Source organism: Solemya pervernicosa gill symbiont (assembly GCF_002020875.1).
Taxonomy (GTDB): domain Bacteria; phylum Pseudomonadota; class Gammaproteobacteria.
On sequence record NZ_MPRL01000026.1, the window covers coordinates 17,477 to 39,512 of the forward strand.

Annotated in this window: 22 protein-coding genes; 5 read left to right on the forward strand and 17 right to left on the reverse strand. The window is 53.8% G+C overall.

Going from position 1 to position 22,036, the window contains the following annotated elements:
- Positions 1-6: 6 nt before the first annotated feature.
- The 6 genes from BOW52_RS07855 to cysC form a co-directional block, all read right to left on the reverse strand.
- Complete coding sequence (locus tag BOW52_RS07855; protein ID WP_078483541.1) at positions 7-1,827, reverse strand: ABC transporter ATP-binding protein; 1,821 nt, start codon at positions 1,825-1,827, stop codon at positions 7-9.
- 74 nt (positions 1,828-1,901) lie between these two features.
- Complete coding sequence (locus BOW52_RS07860; RefSeq protein WP_078483542.1) at positions 1,902-2,897, reverse strand: Wzz/FepE/Etk N-terminal domain-containing protein; 996 nt, start codon at positions 2,895-2,897, stop codon at positions 1,902-1,904.
- A gap of 95 nt (positions 2,898-2,992) precedes the next feature.
- Positions 2,993-5,719: an SLBB domain-containing protein gene (locus tag BOW52_RS07865; RefSeq protein WP_172840244.1), complete on the reverse strand. Its 2,727-nt coding sequence runs from the start codon at positions 5,717-5,719 to the stop codon at positions 2,993-2,995.
- A gap of 169 nt (positions 5,720-5,888) precedes the next feature.
- Positions 5,889-6,896 (reverse strand): NAD-dependent epimerase, encoded by a 1,008-nt coding sequence (locus BOW52_RS07870; protein WP_078483544.1) that lies wholly within the window; start codon positions 6,894-6,896, stop codon positions 5,889-5,891.
- Positions 6,897-6,926: 30 nt separating this feature from the next.
- Positions 6,927-8,207 carry a Vi polysaccharide biosynthesis UDP-N-acetylglucosamine C-6 dehydrogenase TviB gene (gene tviB / locus BOW52_RS07875; RefSeq protein WP_078483569.1) on the reverse strand — a complete coding sequence of 427 codons (1,281 nt, stop codon included), beginning with the start codon at positions 8,205-8,207 and terminating at the stop codon, positions 6,927-6,929.
- 79 nt (positions 8,208-8,286) lie between these two features.
- Entirely contained in the window at positions 8,287-8,925 is a 639-nt protein-coding gene (cysC, locus tag BOW52_RS07880; RefSeq protein ID WP_078483545.1) for an adenylyl-sulfate kinase, read from the reverse strand.
- A gap of 377 nt (positions 8,926-9,302) precedes the next feature.
- On the opposite strand from cysC, the gene BOW52_RS07885 reads away from it, so the two are divergent.
- The gene (locus BOW52_RS07885) at positions 9,303-12,050 is read left to right on the forward strand and encodes an MASE3 domain-containing protein (RefSeq protein ID WP_078483546.1); all 2,748 of its coding nucleotides are present in this window, start codon (positions 9,303-9,305) and stop codon (positions 12,048-12,050) included.
- Entirely contained in the window at positions 11,974-12,642 is a 669-nt protein-coding gene (locus BOW52_RS07890) for an EAL domain-containing protein (RefSeq protein WP_078483547.1), read from the forward strand. The genes BOW52_RS07885 and BOW52_RS07890 overlap by 77 nt, the downstream gene beginning before the upstream one ends.
- Here the strand turns inward: BOW52_RS07890 and BOW52_RS07895 are convergent.
- The gene (locus tag BOW52_RS07895; RefSeq protein ID WP_078483570.1) at positions 12,637-12,822 is read right to left on the reverse strand and encodes a hypothetical protein; all 186 of its coding nucleotides are present in this window, start codon (positions 12,820-12,822) and stop codon (positions 12,637-12,639) included. The genes BOW52_RS07890 and BOW52_RS07895 overlap by 6 nt on opposite strands.
- Before the next feature lie 112 nt (positions 12,823-12,934).
- On the opposite strand from BOW52_RS07895, the gene yaaA reads away from it, so the two are divergent.
- Positions 12,935-13,702 (forward strand): peroxide stress protein YaaA, encoded by a 768-nt coding sequence (gene yaaA / locus BOW52_RS07900; protein ID WP_078483548.1) that lies wholly within the window; start codon positions 12,935-12,937, stop codon positions 13,700-13,702.
- Positions 13,703-13,775: 73 nt separating this feature from the next.
- Here yaaA and gshA read toward each other — a convergent pair whose 3' ends face one another.
- From gshA to BOW52_RS07940, 9 genes are all read right to left on the reverse strand, one after another.
- Entirely contained in the window at positions 13,776-15,350 is a 1,575-nt protein-coding gene (gene gshA / locus BOW52_RS07905; RefSeq protein WP_078483549.1) for a glutamate--cysteine ligase, read from the reverse strand.
- A gap of 97 nt (positions 15,351-15,447) precedes the next feature.
- On the reverse strand, positions 15,448-16,182 hold the full coding sequence (locus tag BOW52_RS07910; protein ID WP_078483550.1) for a hypothetical protein: 735 nt from the start codon (positions 16,180-16,182) through the stop codon (positions 15,448-15,450).
- 33 nt (positions 16,183-16,215) lie between these two features.
- Positions 16,216-16,569 (reverse strand): PilZ domain-containing protein, encoded by a 354-nt coding sequence (locus BOW52_RS07915; RefSeq protein WP_172840246.1) that lies wholly within the window; start codon positions 16,567-16,569, stop codon positions 16,216-16,218.
- Positions 16,570-16,690: 121 nt separating this feature from the next.
- Positions 16,691-17,095, reverse strand: coding sequence for a hypothetical protein (locus BOW52_RS07920; protein WP_078483552.1), 405 nt, complete (start codon positions 17,093-17,095; stop codon positions 16,691-16,693).
- 16 nt (positions 17,096-17,111) lie between these two features.
- The gene (locus tag BOW52_RS07925; RefSeq protein ID WP_172840248.1) at positions 17,112-17,642 is read right to left on the reverse strand and encodes a polyamine aminopropyltransferase; all 531 of its coding nucleotides are present in this window, start codon (positions 17,640-17,642) and stop codon (positions 17,112-17,114) included.
- Positions 17,590-17,862, reverse strand: coding sequence for a hypothetical protein (locus BOW52_RS07930; RefSeq protein ID WP_135622146.1), 273 nt, complete (start codon positions 17,860-17,862; stop codon positions 17,590-17,592). The genes BOW52_RS07925 and BOW52_RS07930 overlap by 53 nt, the downstream gene beginning before the upstream one ends.
- A gap of 9 nt (positions 17,863-17,871) precedes the next feature.
- A complete protein-coding gene (locus tag BOW52_RS07935) occupies positions 17,872-18,201 on the reverse strand; it encodes an AF1514 family protein (RefSeq protein WP_078483554.1) in 330 nt (109 codons plus the stop codon).
- Between the two features lie 20 nt (positions 18,202-18,221).
- Positions 18,222-18,347 carry a hypothetical protein gene (locus BOW52_RS17730; RefSeq protein ID WP_269087641.1) on the reverse strand — a complete coding sequence of 42 codons (126 nt, stop codon included), beginning with the start codon at positions 18,345-18,347 and terminating at the stop codon, positions 18,222-18,224.
- Entirely contained in the window at positions 18,304-18,774 is a 471-nt protein-coding gene (locus tag BOW52_RS07940) for a bacteriohemerythrin (protein ID WP_078483555.1), read from the reverse strand. The genes BOW52_RS17730 and BOW52_RS07940 overlap by 44 nt, the downstream gene beginning before the upstream one ends.
- 150 nt (positions 18,775-18,924) lie before the next feature.
- Here BOW52_RS07940 and ubiD point away from each other — a divergent pair, with 150 nt between their 5' ends.
- Positions 18,925-20,397, forward strand: coding sequence for a 4-hydroxy-3-polyprenylbenzoate decarboxylase (gene ubiD / locus BOW52_RS07945; protein ID WP_078483556.1), 1,473 nt, complete (start codon positions 18,925-18,927; stop codon positions 20,395-20,397).
- Positions 20,398-20,445: 48 nt separating this feature from the next.
- Entirely contained in the window at positions 20,446-21,087 is a 642-nt protein-coding gene (locus BOW52_RS07950) for a nucleotide-binding protein (protein ID WP_236725673.1), read from the forward strand.
- 61 nt (positions 21,088-21,148) lie between these two features.
- On the opposite strand, the gene BOW52_RS07955 is transcribed toward BOW52_RS07950, so the two are convergent.
- Positions 21,149-22,009, reverse strand: a complete 861-nt coding sequence (locus BOW52_RS07955; RefSeq protein WP_078483558.1) for an SDR family oxidoreductase — start codon at positions 22,007-22,009, stop codon at positions 21,149-21,151.
- Positions 22,010-22,036 lie beyond the last annotated feature (27 nt).

Consider the following 22,036-nt stretch of genomic DNA (forward strand, 5'->3'; position numbering starts at 1 on the left):
CGAGCATTACAACGCCTGCATTGCAACCAGACGACCAAAACGAGAATCCTTTGTATCGCGCAGTTTCTCGTACCCCCCCTCCTCAACCAACTGCCCCTGTTCGAACACATAAACCTTATCAACATTTCTTATGGTAGACAGGCGATGAGCAATTATAATGACGGTGATATGCCCCTTAAGTTCGTCGATACTTTTCTGGATGGCGCGCTCTGATTCGGAATCCAGCGCACTAGTCGCTTCATCCAATATCAGCAAATTAGGTTTGCGGTAGAGTTCGCGTGCTATGAATAAGCGCTGGCGCTGGCCACCTGAGAGACGTAGCCCACGATCACCTACAAGCGTCTGATATCCATCAGGCAAACTTTCGATAAAGTGCGCGATATGCGCTTGCCGAGCTGCTTCTCGGATGCGATCGTCGAGCTGTACACCTTGCTCCGAATCATCTGCCCACATGCATATATTGTTCGCAATCGTATCGTCAAAAACCACAGTCTCTTGCGATACATAACCAATCTGTTGACGCCAGCTCGATAGATTTATATTTTCGCCTGGGAAACCATCGATTAATACCTGCCCACTGTTCGGGTTGTGCATTAATGTTATTAGATCCACCAGTGTCGATTTTCCCGCACCTGACTCACCAACCAGTGCTACCGTAGTACGCACTGGGATTTCCAGATTAACTCCTTTGATGACATCATCCAGCTGCTGATCGTAGCGGAAATGAAGGTCATCCAGGCGGATCGCCTTGTCTAGAGCACCAAGTACATGTGGCCCATCTCGACCCTGATACTGACGCTGCTTGGTAAACTCTTGATGCACCAACTCCATACTGCCAATCTGCTCCAGCGCACCTTGCCAGTAGCTCTGAATACTTAGCATTGCATTAAGGCCTCGATAGAAAAGCAGGATAGAGACCAGAATCGGTGCGAGTGGCTGCTTTAATAACTCGATCTGTATCAGAACGATCAGCATAATGAAGACAACTGCAATTGGCTCACGAGCGGCTTGGGTGAAACCTGCAGCGATGCCAGTGCGCATTTGATATCCGGTGAGCTGATGGATAGAGACTGTAATACTTCGTCTGAGCCCGGCGGTCTGATCGGTCGCAGTCAGATATTTGAACGCATGTAATGCCTGTATTAACAGCTTGGCAAGATGTCCGTTTTCGGAAGCCGTTTTCCTCGAGAGGTTACGAACGTAACCGTTAAGCTTCCTAAACAAAACTACTAGAAGAATCCCTACACCCAGTGCCATAAGGCCGAAACGCCATGCGACGACGAAGGCCAGCGCAAGGTAGACCAGCGCATTGACAGATTGGGTACCAAGCTGTGCGGTACTGTTAAAGGACTGCAATGCGCGTGTGATCTGTTCGTTGATCAGATTAATGAAGTACCCAGTGTCTCGGCTACTGTAGTAGCCGTAGGTCATATTGCTGTAGTGATCGAATAATCGTCCTTTTAGTTCACGTAGTAGCTGACCACGTAGATAGGCACTAAATCCAAGCGCACCAAAAGTGAGCGCGCCCTTAAATAGGAATGCCAGAGTAATAATGATCAACACCCCTACGGTGGAGTCATGTATGCCCAGCAGCGAAAAAAGATCATGCACGTGTGCAGAAACCCCCTCTGACGCCATGCTCATTTCACCCGTAGCACTCGACGAACCAGAATCCAGCGACTGCAACAACGGCAGAAACATCAAGATCCCCACACCTTCAGCCAGCCCTGCTAGCAGAGAAAGGGCGAAGACATAGTACATCCGCCGACCAAGATATGTCTGGAAGATCTTTAAGTAGTGTGGAAGATCGCGAATTGGATTTTTCATCGGGACAGATTTACTAAAACAGGAATGAAGCATCTTGGATAAAATGCAAACACTCTGGAATAAAGTCTATTTTCTTATTCGACATGCTTTTTCCTGCCCACACTTACCAGGAAGGAAATTAATAGCGACAACAACAAACCTGCGACAAGACCAAATGCAACTATCAGCAATCTTTTTGGCTTAAAGGGCGAGGTCGTCTCAATTGCTGAATCAATAACCTCAAATGCATAAAACTTTTTCGAATTTGAAAGCATTAATTTCTTATTTTGCTCTGTTAACAGCGAGAAAAATACCTCTTTAATTTCCAGCACCTCCGTAATTAAAAGTTGGTGCTCAAGATACTTCACGTGCCTCTTTATCTCTCGAATTTCATCATCTTTTGTCTGCTTATTGATTCTCGCAACAAGTTTATTAGCCCATTGAGCCGCACGAGCCGGATCCCTATCAACAACCGAAAGGTTGATCATCCCGTTTTTCTTGTTTTTACTAATATTGAGCTTTCCGCCTACAAACCTCTTATATCCCATCGCTAATGTCGGTTCTTCAACAAGATCAACTTTATTAAATACTCTTTTCATCCTCTGCAAGAATGTCTCTGCAGGTGGATTCCAACTCTTATTTTTCTCGTCCCACTGCGCCTTAAAAAGCTCTGGCATCAACCCCTCACCTTTTATAAAGGCTTCAATGAATGCTCTCGATTCAATTTTTGCAATAATTCTATCTGTGGGATCTGCCTGACCTTTAACGCGCACACCTGCAAGTTTTGCCAATCCGCCCAGTTGGCCCGAAAGCGCCGCCAGGCCACTCCCCTGCTGATCAAGCGGTGCCAGTGTTGCCGTCGCTTTGTAGTAGTTTGGAAGACTGTATGCGTAGTAGGCTGCACCCCCACCGAAAAGGAGTGTTACAAGCAGAATAAACCATTTCCATGCCCAGAAAACCGATAGAAGACCAAGCAAATCTAGTTCTGGCTCGTGACTCTGCGCCGCCTGAACCACATAAACGGGCTGCTCCTTTTTCACAGCCCTCTTCTCCACTGCCTCCTCTTCAGGATTCTGCTCTTTATCTGACATGTTTTTAGTATGGCTCTATTAATAGACAAGTGTAGCTGTCTTGGGTACGCCTTAACTTACAAACCAATCTCAGTTCCTTCCTGTTTTCAAAGGGATCAGAAGATTCCAATATTGTGCCAACTTGCTGCTGCCACGCCGATCTGAGCCAGGATCTTACTGACCTCAACCCACAACGTAAGGGTTCTGATGCGTTCTACATCGAGTGGAACTACGATCGTATCGCCTGGTTCTATCGAGGCTTCTGAAGTCACTTCGAACCAGCTGTTTCTACCCAGACTTACTGAGCCATCCGCCTTTACAATATAGATATGTTCATCGTCGGCCTTTGGTGTAACACCACCACTGGCATCAATGTAGTCATCTCTATTCTTATTATTCCTAAACAACAGGGTACTGGGATGGAAGACCTCTCCCATAATCGAGACCTCCTGCATCTGTTCCGGCACAAAGATGCGGTCACCATTTTTCAGCACCACATCGAATTCACTCGCGCGCCCCTCTTCCATGTCGATGAGCAATCTTGGAACATTAATCACCAGCCGGCCTACTGCCTTGGTGCTACGCAGCTGCTCTGCCAGCTGCTTTGCAATCTCGACATCATTTCCGCCGCGCGCGTTGTTATCACTCAATGCCGACGATGCGATATCCGACTCCAGTTGTGTCGCAAGCCGATTGAGCTCTTGCTGCTCACGCTCTCTCAACTCTTCCCGCAGGAAGACAACCGCCTTTGGGTAGGCGCTCTCGGTAAGACCGCCGATTCTCTTGATTAATGAACTAAGCTTCTCGCCAGCAATAATCTTGTACTCACCTGGGAAACGCACCTCGCCCTGAACATTAACCATCCGTGTTCTGCTCCACTCCGGGATCTCTCTGAAGTGGATCGTATCGAAGGGATGGAGCTCTAAGTTCTTTGCCGTCACCCCTGACAACGCCTCCTGCAGATTCACAGTTAGATGGACAACACGATTAATGCCGTCATCACTCCTGATCACACGCGTGATCTCTGCCGAAAGCCGATAGGCCTTCTCATTCAACTTTCCTGCTGCGCGTATCGCGTCATTGACACGCATACCGGCCTCGAACGGATATCTGCCTGCTCCTCGTACTGCACCATTAATCTCTACCCAGCTGACACTCTGATCACTCCAGGCACGCTGCTCAACACGCTCCAGGTAGGGCAGCACCATCTTCTGCCTCGATCCGTCATTTGCCAGACTTAGGATAACGATCTCGTCCTGCGGCTTGAGCAGCACGTTCGCATCGGACTCAGGTGAATTCAATGCGTCTCTGAGTGTGGTGGAGATGATTTTCAGCCGTCGGTCGATACCCTCCTCGCGTCCGATCAGTACATAGTCGAGATCCGCCTGCTGCCGGAGCAGATCAGTTGAGGGTATCAGGTCGACCAGACGCATTCCCTCTCGCCATTGGTAGCTGCCTGTTCGGTAGGCATAGCCACTTAACTTAACCACCTGTTCCATCGGTTTGCTGACGGGGAAAATAGTCACTCGATCACCCTGCTGAAGGGCATAGCTGGCGGTAACCTCGCTCATCATATCCAGGTCGGTCAGACTCTTGTTACCACCACCCCCTACGCGCTCGAGTTGGATGGCGCTACGGTCGGCATCGGCCTTCAAACCGCCTGCCATGGCGACCAGCTCTCCGAGGCTCTGCTGTCCCTTCAACTCATAGACTGCGGGGCGCCTCACCTCACCATCGATAGAGGCTGTGGCAACCACTGTGGGCACGAATATCACATCGCCCTGGAAGAGACGAATATCACCGCTGGTATCACCTCGCATTAAAAAGTCGTAGAGATCCAGTTTGGAAACGATCTTGCCACCTCGTTTCAACTCTATGTTGCGTAGCGAACCGATCTCCCGCACACCACCACTGAAGAAGAGCGCGTTGGTTAGGGTTGAGAGTGCGCTGACAGTATAGCTACCTGGCTTATTGACCTCTCCGAGCACAAATATCCGAATCGACCTCAACTCACCCATGGTGACATTGGCGCGAACACCAATGAACTGCTTTTTGATCATGCGGTGGATCTTTTTTTCCAGCTGTTCGAAACCCAGTCCCGCCACTGAAACCGGTCCGATTTTAGGAATAGCAACCGTACCGTTTCTTTTAACCGCTAATTCGTACTCTTCGTTCTCCTTGCCAAAGAGTTGTAGTTGAATCACGTCACCTGGCCCAATCACATAGTCATGCGGTACCGGCACATCGGTAGCTGGCGCAAAGGTAGTTGGCACCCCCTCGAAGAGGTCGTAGCCATACGGCTTTAACGCTTCCTTTCCACTCTTCTCGACCGGTAGTCGCTCAACTTTGATGTAGTAATCCTTTAGTAGTGGCTCTGCACCGAGTCTGACCGCTGCTTGCGACTCATTAAGACCAGCCATTCCCACCTGGCCAATAATCGGCATGCGAATAGAACCCTGATCGTCGACACGGTAGAGGTTACGCCCCATGTAGGGGAGCTGTTTAGACTCACGCTTCTCAAAAATCTTCTCGAGCCGACTCTGCTCCTCCTCCTGGAGTTGCTGCTTGTAGCGCGGCGCTTCACGTTCTGGCACCCTCGCATCACGACTATCTTCCTGCTGTGACTCGAGATAACGCTTCAGTTGTTCATCATCGATCTCTTCAACCGTAACAATTACGGTATCCCCGCGCTCGAGCCTCTCCTCTATCTCTTGATCAAGATCATCCACCTGCTGATACTCACCTTCAGGCAGGACCAGCGTGGGAAAGGGCGGGACATTCTTCTCTGCACTCGGCGTTGCACCGACCGACTCCAGCAGCTGCTTGCGATCATTCGGCAGCATCTTGCCCAGCTGTTCAAGCTGGTCAGTGGTGATTCCAGCCGCATTCGCGGAGGCCGGAATAAATGGGAGACCTGTCGATATTAGAAATATTGAAAATGCTTTAATTAATCGCTGCTGCATACCCTCTACCTGTCACATCCCTAGATTAATCGGCAGACTAACTAAACGACTAGACCTTGAAATAATCGTTGTACCACTCAACGAAATTGGCCACACCGGTCTCAACACTGGTGGCCGGTTTATAGTCGACATCACGCACCAGGTCTTCAACATTGGCATAGGTATCTGGCACATCGCCCGGCTGTAGTGGCAGCATATTCATCTCTGCTTTTTTACCGAGACAATCCTCCAACACCTTAATGTAGTGCAGAAGCTCCACTGGCTCATTGTTGCCGATGTTGTAGACACGCCACGGCGCCATACTGCTACCCGGATCCGGCTTCTCACCTGACCACTCCGGATTCGGTTCTGCAACACGATCAAGGGTTCGTATGACACCCTCAACGATATCGTCAATATAGGTAAAGTCGCGACGGTGCTTGCCGTAGTTGAAGACATCGATCGGCTCGCCTGCGAGGATCGCCTTGGTGAACTTGAACAGCGCCATATCGGGACGACCCCAAGGACCATATACCGTGAAAAAGCGCAGCCCGGTGGTTGGCAGGTTGTAGAGGTGGCTATAGGTATGTGCCATCAACTCATTGGCCTTTTTCGAGGCCGCATAGAGTGAGAGCGGATGATCAACATTATCGTGCACCGAGAAGGGCATGCTGGTATTTGCGCCGTAGACCGAACTCGACGAGGCGTAGACGAAATGTTCAACACCGTTGTGTCGGCACCCCTCAAGCAAGTGTGCAAAGCCAACCATGTTGCTATCGACATAGGAGAGTGGATTTTCGATTGAGTAACGCACACCCGCCTGCGCGGCGAGATTTACTACCTTGTTTGGTTTCTCTTTCTCAAAGAGTGCAGCGACGCCCTCACGATCTGCGATATCCATGTGGATAAAGGTAAAACGATCATAGGGCTCGATCCGAGCCAGCCGTGCCTTTTTCAGATTAACGTCGTAGTAGTCGTTGAGGTTATCGATACCGATCACCTCATCACCACGCTCCAGCAGGCGCATCGCCAGTTGTGAACCGATAAAACCCGCCGCACCTGTAATCAGGACCTTCATCAACTACTCTCCGCTTAGAAAATTAATAATTTAAAGACGCGCCGTCACTGCGTTGGCAGGCAGCAGATACTTCACGTCGTAGACCACACCATCCTCTTTGACCAGCGCATTGATACCTTCAATGCCTAGCTCGGAGAATTGATCATGTGCAACAGCGATGATCACCGCATCGTACTCACCACCAGTCGGCAGGGTTTGGATCAGATCAACGCCATATTCATGACGAGCCTCGTCCGGATTGACCCAGGGATCATAGAGATCGATATCGATCCGGTAGCTATGTAACTCTTCAAGAATGTCGACCACTCGCGTATTGCGTAGATCAGGACAATTCTCCTTGAAGGCAAAACCAAGCACCAACACCCGAGAGCCAGCCACCCTCGCTCCGTTCTGGATCATCAACTTGACCACCTGGCTGGCCACATAGGCACCCATGCCGTCGTTGATTCGCCGCCCAGCGAGGATCACCTCGGGCTGGTAGCCGATCGCCTGCGCCTTGTGGGTCAGATAGTAGGGATCAACACCGATGCAATGACCACCGACCAGACCCGGACGAAATGGTAGAAAGTTCCATTTGGTACCCGCCGCCTCAAGCACCGCCTCTGTATCGATATCGAGTCGATTGAAAATCAGGGCCAACTCGTTAATTAACGCGATGTTGACGTCGCGCTGTGTATTCTCGATCACCTTGGCGGCCTCAGCAACGCGCACACTGGGTGCCAAATGGGTGCCAGCCTCAATAACTTCACGGTAGACCGCATCAACATAGGCCGCCACCTCTGGCGTCGAGCCAGACGTCACCTTCTTGATGGTGGTAACTCGATGCTCCTTGTCACCCGGATTGATACGCTCCGGGCTATAGCCGACAAAGAAATCGGAGTTGAAGCGAAGTCCGGAAACCTCTTCGAGGATCGGTACGCAGACCTCCTCGGTTGCGCCCGGGTAGACGGTCGATTCGTAGACGACAACATCTCCCGCCAATATCACTGAGCCGATGGCGCGGCTGGCGCTGATCAAAGGCGAGAGGTCTGGCTGCTTGCTCTCATCAATCGGCGTGGGAACGGTGATGACATAGAAGTTACAGCTCTGCAGTGAATCGAGCTGATCTGAATAGCTAAGTTGCTCAGCTGCAGCCAGAAGCTCTGGTTCAACCTCCAGGGTGCCATCATGGCCACTCTTCAGCTCTTCGATCCGTACACTATTGGTGTCGTATCCCACGGTCGGCCAACGCTTGCCAAACTCCACCGCGAGTGGAAGCCCGACATAGCCAAGCCCCACCATCCCTATCTTTACACCATCAATATCAAACATCATTTTTCCATCGCAACCAGAACTTTCTTCCGGTGCCGACTAGTAATAATTATTAACAAGCGACCGCTTTACCGATCACCTATGACATATCTGCCCCATCCGTCATCTCGGGGACGGTTATGACACCACGCTGAAGCAGTAGCTGTAGCACCTGATCGACTGAATCTTCCAGTGAAAGCGACCCGGTATCGACAATCAGCTCTGCCGCCTCTGGCTCTTCATAGGGCGATGAGATGCCAGTAAAGTCACCGATCTCACCCGCACGTGCTCGCTTGTAGAGCCCCTTAACATCGCGCGACTCACACACATCGACCGAAGCTCGGCAGTAGATCTCAAGAAAATCGCCGTGTGGTACCAGTGAGCGTACACGGTGACGATCCTCGCGCATTGGGGAGATAAAAGCCGTGAGCGATATCACACCCGCCTCGAGAAAGAGCTTACACATCTCACCAATACGGCGGATATTCTCACTGCGATCATCTACCGAAAAACCGAGGTCACCACAGAGGCCGTGACGAACATTGTCGCCATCAAAGACGAAGGTACGCATACCCATTTCGAAGAGCCGCTCTTCAATGGCGTGCGCCAGTGTGGACTTTCCCGAACCTGAGAGGCCGGTAAACCAGAGGATAGTGCTTTTATGCCCATTGACCGCTGCGCGCATCTCACGCGACACCGCTGCGTTGTGCCAAACCGTATTACTGCTTTTCTCAGACATCCTTCCCAATTTCACTCTTTTTATATAGACAGGCTGTTGCGCGTCATAATAACCGAACTATCTTGCCAATGCCCGATTCAAGCACCCTGATTTGAGGCGCTTCATAGGACACTACTCGCGCTCGAAGAAACACCATCAAATCGACGCTCAACTGTCATGACGAACACCATCAGACAGAGACAGACAACGCACTACGCAATCACTAATTCTGCGCACAATTCAGTCAATCAATACAGCAACTTAGCGACAACAACGCCGCACTGTGACCACAATCACACTTCGTCCAATTGAGCTATGCTTGAAGAGACGTTAATGTAACTAATCTAATCATAATTAAAATAAATAGCGGGTCATCGCCTCATGGGCGGGCGCATTATATGAAAACTTCTTCTTCAAACCGTCTGCTTTTCAATTCGGTCGCTGGTCGCGGCTGGTTGGTACCGATTGCGATCGCCGCGCTGCTCTACGCCATCAGTCTGCACAACTACCTGCTGTTCCATACTCTGGCGGAACTCTTCCCGATCATGGTCGCCGTTATCATGGCAGTGGTGGTCTGGCACACCTACGAATTCTCCCGCAACCACTTCCTGATGTATCTCGGCTGCGGTTATTTCTGGATCGCCATGCTCGACCTGGCACACGCCCTCTACTACAAAGGCATGGGATTTCAGGCCATCGATTCAGCCAACCTCTCCATCCAGCTCTGGGTCATCACACGTTTTTTTGAGGCATGCCTGCTAATTAGCGCACCCCTATTCATGAAAAAACCGGTCGTGCGGCTGCCACTCTTTACCCTCTTCGGTGCGATTGTAATTTCCACCTTTGCCTTGATCAATGCCGGCCACTTCCCCGACGCATTTATTGATGGCAGCGGCCTGACACCCTTCAAGGTCAATAGTGAGTACCTCATCGTGATCATCATGCTCGGTGCGATCGGCTTCACCTACTCCAAGCGCACCATGATCGACCCTTTCATTCTCAAGCTGATGCTCGCCTCTATCAGCCTCACCATCTTTGCCGAGCTCGCCTTCACCTTCTATATCAGCGTCTATGGTCTCTCAAACCTGGTCGGACACATCTTCAAACTCTTCTCCTTCTGGTTCATTTTTGCCGCGATCGTGCGCACCACCCTGACCGAACCGTTTCAGGTCATGTCTCGCGTCTCTAGTACCTACGATGCGATACCCGACCCAACCATCGTTGTCGATCGCCATGGCTATATCCACCAGGTTAATAAGGCTGCCTGCGAGATGGCGGGGCAGCCTGCTGAATCACTCATCAACCACCACTGCCACGATCTCTTCCACCCTACTGTAAAAAACAGTGAATCCTGCCCGCTTTGCGACATGATCACCAAGGGTGAATCAGTCAGCAACCTTGAACTCGAAAACCACGAGCAGTCGCGCTGGCACCTCTACTCGCTCACTCCAGTCGATAGCGGCATTCTTGAGGGGATGGTGCATGTTGCCATCGATACCACCCGTCGCAGACAGATGGAGGAGGCGCTACGCCAGTCTCGGCAAAAATTGGCACTGCATGTCCTGCGCACACCATTAGCCGTTATCGAGTGGAATCGCGACTTTGAGGTCGTCGAGTGGAACCCTGCAGCAGCGAAGATCTTCGGCTTCTCCGCCGATGAGGCGTTTGGCAGACACGCGGCCGGGCTAATACTGCCCGATTGGGCCAAAGACCACGTCAACAACGTCTGGGCTGAACTGATCGACAATCGCGGCGGCCTCAGTAGCACCAATGAGAACCTGACCAAGGATGGTCGAACCATCAGCTGCGACTGGTACAACACACCTCTGATCGATGAGCAGGGCGAAGTAATCGGTGTCGCTTCACTGGTTCAGGACATCACCGAACGCAAGCTTGCCGAGGAGCTGATCCACGATGAGAAGGAGCGCGCTCAGGTCACTCTCCACTCTATTGGTGATGCGGTTATTACAACTGACGCCCTCGGCACAATCGATTACCTCAACCCTATTGCTGAAAACCTCACCGGCTGGGAGAGCAGTGAAGCGATCGGCAAACCGGTGACCGAGGTGTTCAATATCGTCAATGAATTCACCCGCAGCCGGGTTGAGAATCCGGTTGAGAAGTGTCTTCGTGAGGGTGCCATTGTGGGTCTGGCCAACCATACCGCACTGATTCGTCGTGACAGCAGCGAGATCTCTATTGAGGACTCAGCTGCACCGATTCGCGACCGACGTGGTGACGTGATTGGCGTGGTAATGGTCTTCCACGACGTCAGCCATGAGCGTGAATTAAGCAACAAGCTCACCCATCAGGCCTCCCACGACGGCCTCACGGGATTGTTCAATCGTCAGGAGTTTGAACGTCGACTGACCGACCTGTTACTGAGCGCCCGCGAGGATCACAAAGAGCACGCGCTGCTCTATATCGATCTCGACCAGTTTAAGATCGTCAACGATACCTGCGGCCACATCGCCGGTGATGAGCTGCTGCGTCAGCTCAGCAACATCTTCGCCAAGTATGTACGCGAGGCCGACACCGTTGCACGCCTTGGCGGTGATGAATTTGGCATTCTGCTAGAGGCCTGCGACATCAACCACGCCCACCGCACAGCTGACAACCTGCGCCTGGCGGTCAAAGAGTACCGCTTCGCCTGGGAGGGGAAATATTTCGAAATCGGTGCCAGCATTGGGCTCACCGCCATCACCGACGAGAGCCAGGGGCTCTCCAAGGTGCTCAGTGCCGCTGATATCGCCTGTTACGCCGCCAAAGAGAATGGGCGCAACCGCGTACACGTCTATGTCGAGGGCGACACCGAGCTTGAGAATCGCCAAAGCGAGATGCAGTGGGCCTCGCGTATCGCACAGGCCCTCAAGGAAAACCGCTTCCGCCTCTATTCACAGGTTATTACACCGGTCAATATCGAAGATGGGCTGGTGCCACACTATGAGCTACTGGTCAGAATGGTTGATGAAGCCGGGGAGTCGCTATTTTTGCGAAAGTTTGTTTTGGGCATCCAAGCCCAAGCAAACAGCAAAAACTTAACGCGACCATTTATGCCTACGGCGCCCCGTGGCGGTCAGCGAGGGCAAGCTGATCCCACCCGGTTTTTTCCTCCCGGCCGCCGAACGGTACGACCTGATGGGTGATATCGACCGCTGGGTTATCGAGAACGCCTTTAGCTCTTTCTTTGAGTTCTCCGAAAGGAAACATGATGAGGGAGTCAGCAACGGTTACGTATACCTGGCAATCAACCTCTCAGGTAACTCGATCGGTGACCCCTCTCTGCTCGGTTATATCCACCAGAAGCTGCGTGACCACAACATCCCACCACAGAACATCAGCTTTGAGATCACCGAAACGGCTGCCATCGCCAACCTGGCCAACGCCACTCATTTCATCAAGGAGATGCGCGCCATCGGCTGTCACTTCGCACTCGATGACTTCGGCAGCGGCCTCTCCTCATTCGCCTACCTGAAGAATCTACCGGTCGACTATCTGAAGATCGACGGTAGTTTTGTGAAGGACATCGTCACCGACCCGGTCGACCACGCCATGGTCGATGCGATTAACAAGATCGGTCAGGTCATGGGAATTCGCACTATCGCGGAGTATGTCGAGAATGAGGATATCTTCTACACCCTGCGCGACATCGGGGTCGACTTTGCACAGGGCTTCGGCATTGGCAAACCGGAACCAATATTTGACGAGGATCGCTACCACGGACAAATGGAGTTATAGCGCCTTAGAGCGTGTTACACCACAACGCGCGCAACGAAGCAGCGTCACCAACCGACCCTGCTTCACATCAAACTGCTGCGCCTTATCCACCTGCCACTTGTGATGACCATCCTTACAAAGGCTCTTGCCGCGATGCTTTTCTGACAGCTTCGGTTTCTTGAATTTAACTACATCACCCATCTGGCACTCCACCACACTCATCAAGATAGCCACATCGAAGTCACGGGAACTTCGCCGCGCATAGTAGCCAATAGTATAATTCCCGCTCTGCAATTAACGAGAACCAGACACGATGTTGATCGTCATCTCACCGGCCAAGACCCTCGATTATGAGACCGCGCCGAAGACCAAAACCTTCACCACCCCCGATCTGCTCGACGACTCGCAGCTATTGATCGATCGCGCCCGCAACCTCTCGGAACTCGATATCGCAGAATTGATGAAGGTAAGTATGAAGCTGGCCGATCTCAACTTCGAGCGCTTTCACGACTGGCACACCCCCTTCACTGCGGAGAATGCCAAGCAGGCGCTGCTCGCTTTCAAGGGTGACGTCTATACCGGGCTTGATGCCGAGAGTTTCAAAGCGGCCGATTTCAAATTCGCCCAGAAGCACCTGCGTATCCTCTCTGGTCTCTACGGCCTACTGCGCCCGCTCGACCTGATGCAGCCCTACCGACTCGAGATGGGCCGCTCACTCGACACCTCACGTGGCAAGAACCTCTACCAGTTCTGGGGCGACACCATCACCAACGAGCTGAGCAAAGCGTTGAAAAAGCAGGGTGACGAGACCTTGATCAACCTTGCCTCCAACGAGTACTTCAAGGCAGTTCGACCGAAGAGGCTCGAAGGCCGAATCATCACACCCCATTTCAAGGAGCGTAAGGGTGACGGTTACAAGGTAATCGGTGTGCACGCCAAGAAGGCGCGTGGTCTGATGAGTCGCTTTATTATCCAGAACCGTCTGAGCGAAACCGAGGCGCTGCGTGACTTTGCACAGGAGGATTACCTGTTCAACGAATCGCTCTCGAATGAGAGTGATTGGGTCTTCACTCGCGGCTAATAGCTAGCCGGTTCGCACTGCAACAAACAGGGATCAGGATCGCTGTGCGTCTACGATCCCACCCATATGAAGATCAGCGCTGTGCGAAATAGTCCGCTAGAAATGCGTCGAAATCCTCACCGTCCGACTCTTCAATCTCGCGCTGATGGCGCAACGACTGCTTCGCCTGCTCATCGAACAGTGCCATCTGTACATCATCAACGGCACGCTCCATGAAATATCTTCGATGCTGCTGCGACATGCGATTGGCGAAGTGGAAAAACGCCTCACCATTATCGCGCATCTCGTTGAGCATGCGTGCCGACGGGGTCTTTTCAGGATCGGCAACCGCTTCAACCTGCTCTGCCAGAGCCGCGCTGTAGGGTCGACCACCTTCATCGCGATCGAGCAGTTCTGAGATTGGCAGTAGCGCATCGCACACCGCACCGGCCCACTGCTTCAGGCTAACTGACTCGCCACAACGGTTAAGTGTCAGCCCCGGTTCGCGTCCGCGATGAGCGACCGTCATCTCATTGGCATCGATCTCCTGGGCCTCGCCCGCAGCGAGCGAGGGTGACTCTTCAAACAGACAGAAGATCATCAACATCTCAAGAAATCGAAGCTGTTCAGCGTTAATACCCAGAGGATCGAAGGCGTTCACATCAAGCGAGCGTAGCTCCACATATCGCACACCACGACGCTTAAGCGCCACGGTCGGCTTCTCATTCCCCTTCAGAATCTGCTTGGGACGTACCGTACTGTAGTACTCATTCTCAATCTGCAGAATATTGGCATTGAGCTGGCGATACTCTCCATCGACCTTCACCCCGATCTTTTCGTAGTCGGGGCAGGGAGTGTCGATCGCACAGTTGAGACTCTCAACATAGGCGTCGAGCGAGTCGTAACACGCCTTTATGCCACTCTCGCTCTCCTTATTGTTCTGGTAGCCGATATCACCCATGCGCAGCGAGGTTGCGTAGGGGCCATAGTAGCTAAACTCATCGAACGACTCGAGCTCGGTCGGCTCAGTACCGAGGAATGACTTGCAGATCGCCGGTGAGGCTCCAAACAGATAGGGGATCAGCCAACCGACACGCTGCAGGCTCCGGATCAGCCCCATGTAGCGCTCTGAGATAAAGTTCTGCAGCGGCTGGTTATCGCCCTCGAGTCGATGTAGCGCCTGCCAGAATGCATCTGAGAATGAGTAGTTGAAGTGGACGCCAGCGATCACCTGCATCACCCGACCGTAACGGTAGCCAAGTCCTCGACGGTAGATATTCTTCATCTGACCAGCGTTGGAGCTGCCGTATCTCGCCAGTGGAATACTCGACTCACCCGCGACCACGCACGGCATGCTGGTCGACCAGAGCAGCTCATCGCCCAGGTGGCGATAGACATACTGCTGCGTATCACAAAGAAACTTGAACACCGCCTGCATCTCGCCAACGGGTGGGGTTATTAGCTCCAGCAGCGCCTCGGAGTAGTCGGTAGTGATATAGGGGTTGGTCAGTGCCGAACCGAGCACCATCGGATGCGGCTTTTGCGAGATGCTGCCCTTCTCATTAACCCGCAGGCACTCCTTCTCCACCCCGATCGAGCCGTTATTCAATAGTTCCGCACTGGCCGAGGCGATAAAACGGGCCAGGTTTTTCTCAATCGTGGGGTACAAAATAGGGTATCCGGTGGGTTACTTGCTCTGGGATTGTCTCTGAACAGCACGTCAGATTGATGCAGATTATACTCGATCTAAAAGAGTTCGGCAGTCTCTACTCGTCAGAATCGATGCTCAGTGCGCTGGTATCGATATCGGGTGCCTCGCCCTTTTTCTTCTCGCCCAGTACCTCACCGACCTCGGCGACACTCAGTGAGCTGGTATCGATCTGTGGCGTCTCGCCCCGCTCGAACTCCGTCAACGTCTCACCGGCCTCACTGACACTCAATGCACTGGTATCGATATCAGGTGCCTCACCCTTGACCACCTCGCCCAGGGTCTCACCGACACTGCCGACACTCAGCGCACTGGTGTCGATGTCGGGTGCTTCACCCCTGACCACCTCGGCAATCGTCTCACCAACATCAGCCACCGAGAAGGCACTGGTATCTATCTGCGGTGTCTCTCCCCGCTCCTTCTCGGAGAGCGTCGCGCCAAAGGCGGCCAGTTCTGCGCTATCAAGCCCAGCCGCTGGCTGGCTGGTGGTTCTGTTCGCTGCTGCCGGCTCCTGAGTGGACGGGGTGGCGGGAGACTGTGGCTGGCTGTTCGCTGCACCGCCTGAGACCACAACCTCACATTCGGCACCCGCCTGGCGCATGGCCACCTGATATTTCTGCGCCGTCTGCTGATCGATACCGCGCTTGATCGCGATCGCCTTACCGGAGAAGAGATGGTTGATCTTCTCAACCTCGGTCTTGAACAGCGCCGCAACGCGCTGCTTCACCTCGATTAGATCGGTGCCCTCGACACGTCTGCCGCGAAAGATAACCTCGAAAGTGGGTTCAGCCATGCTCTCTCTGTCTCATCCCTTTCCAATCACCATTTACTCTTCGAACAGCGCCTGCCAGCCACGTAGATCGGCTCCCGGTCGCTCCTCGAGCTCGATACCAAGCGCGTAGCCATCCTCAAAGGCGGTGCAGCGCAGTACGGTCCCTTTAAGATAGTACTTAATTGGATTGCCCAATACCTGTGCACAGATCTCAACCTGCTGATCGGTTTCTACCGCCTCATTGGAGCGCAGACAGAAACCACCGGCCGAGATGTCGACCGTCATACAACTGACCTGCGCAACCTCAATCTCAGCACCCTCGGGTGATTCAAGTGGGCGCAACGTCACCCGATCGACCCGCCCATGTCGCTCGTCCCTGCGCCGCTCCGCTCCGTTCTCATCAGCCATTGCCATACCTCTCATGCAAAGGGACGGATTGTTAAATCCGCACCGCGTTAGTAATAACCGATATGGAGAAGCGCTGCCAGCAAACTTTAGACAGGTTCAAATCACCAATACCAACAGGGCGTTACGGTTTATTCACCAAAAAGAGGATAACCGATGCCGCCACCAGCAACAGCGATCGCATCAGATCACCACCGAGCAGAAAATGCAGTGCGCCGATCATCGCCGGCGCCTCGGCCAGTGCAATCGGCAACATCAGTGCCGAGAGCGGGTTACCACTCCCCTGACGCCCCTCTGCCTCGAGTCGACTCCGATTTGCCAGGCTTTTGCTGACCAACAGCACCACAGCCGCTACCGCCAGACCGCCATAAAAAAGCGTCGGCTGCAGCGATGGGATCGGCGCAATCTCAATCACGTTGGCGAAGAGGTAGAAGAGCATTCCCAGCATGATGAAGAAGGAGGCAAACAGTATTGCCCACAGCGTGGTGGTTGGCAGTGGTATCTGGTTATTTCCCGATTGTTTATCCATTGTGACCCCAGTTTTATTATTCGATTCTGCGCAGACGATATTTAGGACGACCATCTACATAGAGCGCCCCCACACCGCTTAACTCCTGCAGACTAGTATGCAGCTCACTGGGCTGCAACGCCTCACCGAGAAACACCCCAATCGCATTCTCGAACAGCGGCAGTGTCAGCTCATGTACGGCGTTGAATCGCCGCGTTACACGCTGGTTGGTGAAGTAACCACTGCCGCGCAGCTCCTCACGCGAGCCGAAGTTGATCACCAGTGCGCCCTCAGGGGTAAGTAGCCTGGCCAAGCTGCCCATCCACACACCCGATGCGGTAATAGCACGCTCCGCCTCCCCATCGGTATCACCAAACAGGTCGTCGATCACCATATCGAACGGTTCGCCGCGATAGCTCTCAACCCAGGCCCGGGCATCTCCCTCAACCAATGTAACCCCAGGCTGCTCGGCTTCGAAGAAGTCACGTGCCACCTGCAGATGGATCGGATTGAGTTCAACGCCAACCACAGATTCCGGTTGCAGGTAGTGGTGAAGTAAACGAATCACCGAACCGCCACCGACACCTAGCAGCAGCACCCGTTTTATCGAGCCACGGGGGGTAGTAGAGCGCGGGCAACATCAGCAGGCCCCAGACACTGCCACTGATGGGGCGATTGGGGTTGTACTGACTGTGGAAGACGCCGTTGGTATAGAGACGGCGCGTGGCACCTGCGCTACGCACCTCATAGCGTGACTCACCCTCTTTTCTATACCAGAGCAGTGCCATTAGCGTGAATTAGAGGTCGAGCGCAAGGTAGAAAAAGATGAAACGCCCCTGCTCGATATCGATCTTCAGGGTGGCACCGTGGTTAAGCCCATAGTCGACATAGCCCGGTACCGCGCTATCCATATGACACTCACTGCTGTGCTGTGGCGACTCGTAATCGCGATCGCGGTCGTACCATGAGATCAACATCACCTCACCAAGACGCGATTCGGCCTCACTATCGGCCAGCGCCATCGCAGCGATGTAGTCCTGAGGCGAAGGCTGCGGCTCAAGGGTAACCATCGTCACCTTGGAGTAGTCGGGCTCTACACCCAGGCCGCACTGTTCATCACTCGCCATATCGTCTGATCCTGAGCTTATTAGAAGAGCTTACCCAGCACCCCACCACCAAGAATTTTCTGGAAGCGTTTTGAGTACTGTTTGTCGACCTTCTGTATGTGGTCAAAGAGCCACTCCTGCAGGAAGAAGAGCAGTTCGGTACCCACCGAACGATCCCCCGCCATCGCTGACCGCCATGGATAGCGAAGCGAAGGCGGTTAGTCCGCGATAGTCGACGCCGTCTGCATATTCGTAGTTGAGAGCGCGAGCGAACGACGAAAACAAGCTTCCGCAAAAATAGCGACTCCCCGAAAACTTCTCATTCATCCCATTCAGTTTATCGATAATGCCGTCATGAACCGCCTTGTGCGGCTCATACTCCTTATATTTGAACAACCGCATAATGCTCTCTTCCACCGCAAAATGGAGCTTGGTGTAGTCGATCAGCTGATCGATCACCCCCTGCACCATCTCACGATTGCTATGCACCCGCAGCGCATCATCAAGCTCATTGATCAGACCTACCAGCACCTTGTGCTGATTATCGATCTCTTCGATACCCACACTGTAGGTATCGTCCCAGGTAATCGCCATTCTCAATCTCCAGCCAGAAATTATGGTTTTGAACCCTACTACCAGATCCCACAAATTTGAAGCGGTAATAACCCCTACAGCTATCGTTCCATTTGCCTGCCCTACCACCACACCGCATAATCGTTCAGCAGACAACGGGCATATAAAAGAATGAAATACAGAGACCTGCGAGACTTCATCGCGCAGCTTGAGCAGAAGGGCGAGCTCAAGCGCATCACCACTGAGATCGACCCCAATCTGGAGATGACCGAGATCTGCGACCGCACCCTGCGTGCTGGTGGCCCGGCGCTGCTGTTCGAGAATCCGAAGGGATCCGACGTACCGGTGCTGGCCAACCTCTTCGGCACCCCGGAGCGGGTCGCCTACGGTATGGGTGAGGAGTCGGTCGAGGCACTTCGCGAGGTCGGCAAACTACTCGCCTACCTCAAGGAGCCAGAGCCACCCAAGGGGATGAAGGATGCCTGGGAGAAGCTGCCGGTCTTCAAGCAGGTGCTCAACATGGCACCCAAGGTGGTCAAGGGCGCACCCTGCCAGGCGGTGGTACTGGAGGGTGACGAGGTCGATCTTGGCAAGCTTCCGGTGCAGACCTGCTGGCCGGGCGATGCCGGACCGCTGATCACCTGGGGACTGGTGGTCACCAGGGGACCACACAAAGAGCGACAGAATCTCGGCATCTATCGCCAGCAGGTGATCGGTAAGAACCGCGTCATCATGCGCTGGCTCTCACACCGTGGCGGCGCACTCGATTTCCGTGAGTGGCAGCAGGAACATCCCGGTGAACCCTTCCCGATCGCCGTGGCACTCGGCGCCGATCCGGCCACCATTCTCGGTGCCGTTACCCCGGTGCCCGACTCACTTAGCGAATACGCCTTCGCCGGGTTACTGCGCGGCGCCAAGACCGAGGTCACCAACTGCATCGGTTCCGAGTTGCAGGTACCCGCCAGTGCTGAGTTTGTGTTGGAGGGTTTCATCTACCCCGAGGACATGGCCGACGAAGGGCCATTTGGCGACCACACCGGCTACTACAACGAGGTGGAGTCGTTCCCCGTCTTCACCATTGAGCGCATCACCCAGCGCCAAGACCCGATCTACCACTCCACCTACACCGGGCGTCCGCCCGATGAACCGGCAGTTCTCAGCGTGGCACTCAATGAGGTCTTTGTGCCGATCCTGCAGAAGCAGTTCCCAGAGATAGTCGACTTCTACCTGCCGCCCGAGGGGTGCTCCTACCGCATGGCGGTAGTCAGCATGAAGAAGCAGTACCCTGGCCACGCGAAGCGGGTGATGCTCGGCGTCTGGTCCTTCCTGCGCCAGTTTATGTACACAAAATTCGTGATCGTCACCGATGATGACGTGAACGTGCGAGACTGGAACGACGTCATCTGGGCCATGACCACCCGCATGGATCCGGCGCGGGACACCACCATGATCGAGAACACACCGATCGACTACCTCGACTTTGCATCGCCGGTTTCAGGCCTGGGCTCGAAGATGGGCTTTGATGCTACTAATAAGTGGCAGGGCGAGACCAACCGCGAGTGGGGCAGCACCATTGTCATGGATGAGGCGGTAAAATCGCGGGTTGACCAACTCTGGGACGAGCTCGACATCCTCGACGACTAGCCCCCCCTAATCAGCCACAAGGAATTCAGAGCACCAATGCGCAGAATTATGGTCCTCAACCCCAAGGGTGGGTGCGGAAAAAGCACCATCGCCACCAATCTTGCCAGCTATTACGCCAGCCAAGGTGAGCCGGTGATACTCGCTGACTTCGATCCACAGGGAAGCAGCAAGGCGTGGCTCAAGGCACGCAGCAAGAAGCTGCCGAAGATTCAGCGCTGCGCACCCGAGAAGGTCGGTGAACTGATGCTGCCCCACGGCAAGGGGGCACTGATCATGGATTCGCCCGCCTCGGTACGTGACAAGCAGCTGAAAAACCATGTAAAACTCGCCCAGACGATCCTGATTCCGGTGTTACCTTCACCGTTCGATATCCGCGCCACCGCCGATTACATCGCCGAGCTATTAACGATGGGACGTGTCTCTCGCTCTCGCACCCGCATCGCGGTGGTCGCCAACCGGGTTCGCGAACGGACCCGTGTCTACCAGAGCCTGCACCGTTTTCTCGATCGGCTCGGCATTCCCTTCATCGGTGTACTGCGTGACACCCAGAACTACATCCGTGCCGCTGAACAGGGCGTTGGCATCTTCGAGCTTCCCGCCTCCCACACCGGCCACGACCGCGAGCAGTGGCAGCCGATCATCGACTGGCTCGACTCGAAAGAGAGCCGCCCGAAAAAGAGTAAGAAGTAGAGCGGTCCAACTACGATCAGTCGTAGCCCAGATAAAGCATCGCGCACTCCGTGAATCCGCCTCAACAACCCGCCAGACCATGCTCCAGATCGGGAAAACGGAGCTTGCCGCCTAGCAGATCCTTCAGACGAGAATTGTCGATACGCCGCGACTCGGCCAGATAACTCTTCATACCCTCTCCCAGCACCGCCTCTGCCGCTTCGGGTGTCAGCTGCTCAGGTTGCGGTAGCCCCAGATGGTCCGCCACCCGACAGAAGTAGTCGGTCATGGTGGTGGGATGACCATCGGCCACATTGTAGATTCCCGATGCACCCTCTCTACCTGCCGCCACTGCAGCCGCCACCAGATCATCGATGTGGATTCGGTTGGTATAGGGGGAGCTCGCCTCCTCCAGCACCGGGTCTCCACGTCTGATCCTTGCTTCCGGCAACTTGCCGGGCCCGTAGATTCCCGACACCCGCAGTATCACCAGCTCCACACCTCTCGCTTCACACCACTCCCGATAACGCTGCTCGGCATCGACACGCCGTTTTGCACGGGCAGCCACAGGATTCAGTGGCTGCTGCTCATCAATCCAGACACCTCCGCAGTCGCCATAGACGCCGGTGGTACTGAGATAGACGATGCGTGCAGGGCACCTCTCAACCATTGCGCTCAGCAGATTCCCGACACGATTATCGATTTCACCCATCTGCGGCGGCGGTGCCAAATGGTAGAGCAGTGAATCCTCCACCGGCAGCTCTTCCAAGCTCGCACTCGAGTCGAGATCGCCGACAATTGGCGCAATTCCATGCACTTTAAGCTCATCAACACGACATTCGGTGTGGGTAAGTGCGCCCACATGTACACTCTCTGTACGCCATGCGGAGGCGACTCGACGCCCGACATAACCACAGCCAACTATAAAGACACACTTCTCCATTTTGATTCCTGAGCGTAATGGTGGATA

What these genes read in the sequence shown, in the direction of transcription:
- BOW52_RS07855 (WP_078483541.1), bottom strand. Translation starts at nt 1,827, where the DNA reads ATGAAAAATCCAATTCGCGATCTTCCACACTACTTAAAGATCTTCCAG.
- BOW52_RS07860 (WP_078483542.1), bottom strand. Translation starts at nt 2,897, where the DNA reads ATGTCAGATAAAGAGCAGAATCCTGAAGAGGAGGCAGTGGAGAAGAGG.
- BOW52_RS07865 (WP_172840244.1), bottom strand. Translation starts at nt 5,719, where the DNA reads ATGCTGCCGAATGATCGCAAGCAGCTGCTGGAGTCGGTCGGTGCAACG.
- BOW52_RS07870 (WP_078483544.1), bottom strand. Translation starts at nt 6,896, where the DNA reads ATGAAGGTCCTGATTACAGGTGCGGCGGGTTTTATCGGTTCACAACTG.
- tviB (WP_078483569.1), bottom strand. Translation starts at nt 8,207, where the DNA reads ATGTTTGATATTGATGGTGTAAAGATAGGGATGGTGGGGCTTGGCTAT.
- cysC (WP_078483545.1), bottom strand. Translation starts at nt 8,925, where the DNA reads ATGTCTGAGAAAAGCAGTAATACGGTTTGGCACAACGCAGCGGTGTCG.
- BOW52_RS07885 (WP_078483546.1), top strand. Translation starts at nt 9,303, where the DNA reads ATGAAAACTTCTTCTTCAAACCGTCTGCTTTTCAATTCGGTCGCTGGT.
- BOW52_RS07895 (WP_078483570.1), bottom strand. Translation starts at nt 12,822, where the DNA reads ATGGGTGATGTAGTTAAATTCAAGAAACCGAAGCTGTCAGAAAAGCAT.
- yaaA (WP_078483548.1), top strand. Translation starts at nt 12,935, where the DNA reads ATGTTGATCGTCATCTCACCGGCCAAGACCCTCGATTATGAGACCGCG.
- BOW52_RS07910 (WP_078483550.1), bottom strand. Translation starts at nt 16,182, where the DNA reads ATGGCTGAACCCACTTTCGAGGTTATCTTTCGCGGCAGACGTGTCGAG.
- BOW52_RS07915 (WP_172840246.1), bottom strand. Translation starts at nt 16,569, where the DNA reads ATGGCTGATGAGAACGGAGCGGAGCGGCGCAGGGACGAGCGACATGGG.
- BOW52_RS07920 (WP_078483552.1), bottom strand. Translation starts at nt 17,095, where the DNA reads ATGGATAAACAATCGGGAAATAACCAGATACCACTGCCAACCACCACG.
- BOW52_RS07930 (WP_135622146.1), bottom strand. Translation starts at nt 17,862, where the DNA reads ATGGCACTGCTCTGGTATAGAAAAGAGGGTGAGTCACGCTATGAGGTG.
- BOW52_RS07935 (WP_078483554.1), bottom strand. Translation starts at nt 18,201, where the DNA reads ATGGCGAGTGATGAACAGTGCGGCCTGGGTGTAGAGCCCGACTACTCC.
- BOW52_RS07940 (WP_078483555.1), bottom strand. Translation starts at nt 18,774, where the DNA reads ATGGCGATTACCTGGGACGATACCTACAGTGTGGGTATCGAAGAGATC.
- ubiD (WP_078483556.1), top strand. Translation starts at nt 18,925, where the DNA reads ATGAAATACAGAGACCTGCGAGACTTCATCGCGCAGCTTGAGCAGAAG.
- BOW52_RS07950 (WP_236725673.1), top strand. Translation starts at nt 20,446, where the DNA reads ATGGTCCTCAACCCCAAGGGTGGGTGCGGAAAAAGCACCATCGCCACC.
- BOW52_RS07955 (WP_078483558.1), bottom strand. Translation starts at nt 22,009, where the DNA reads ATGGAGAAGTGTGTCTTTATAGTTGGCTGTGGTTATGTCGGGCGTCGA.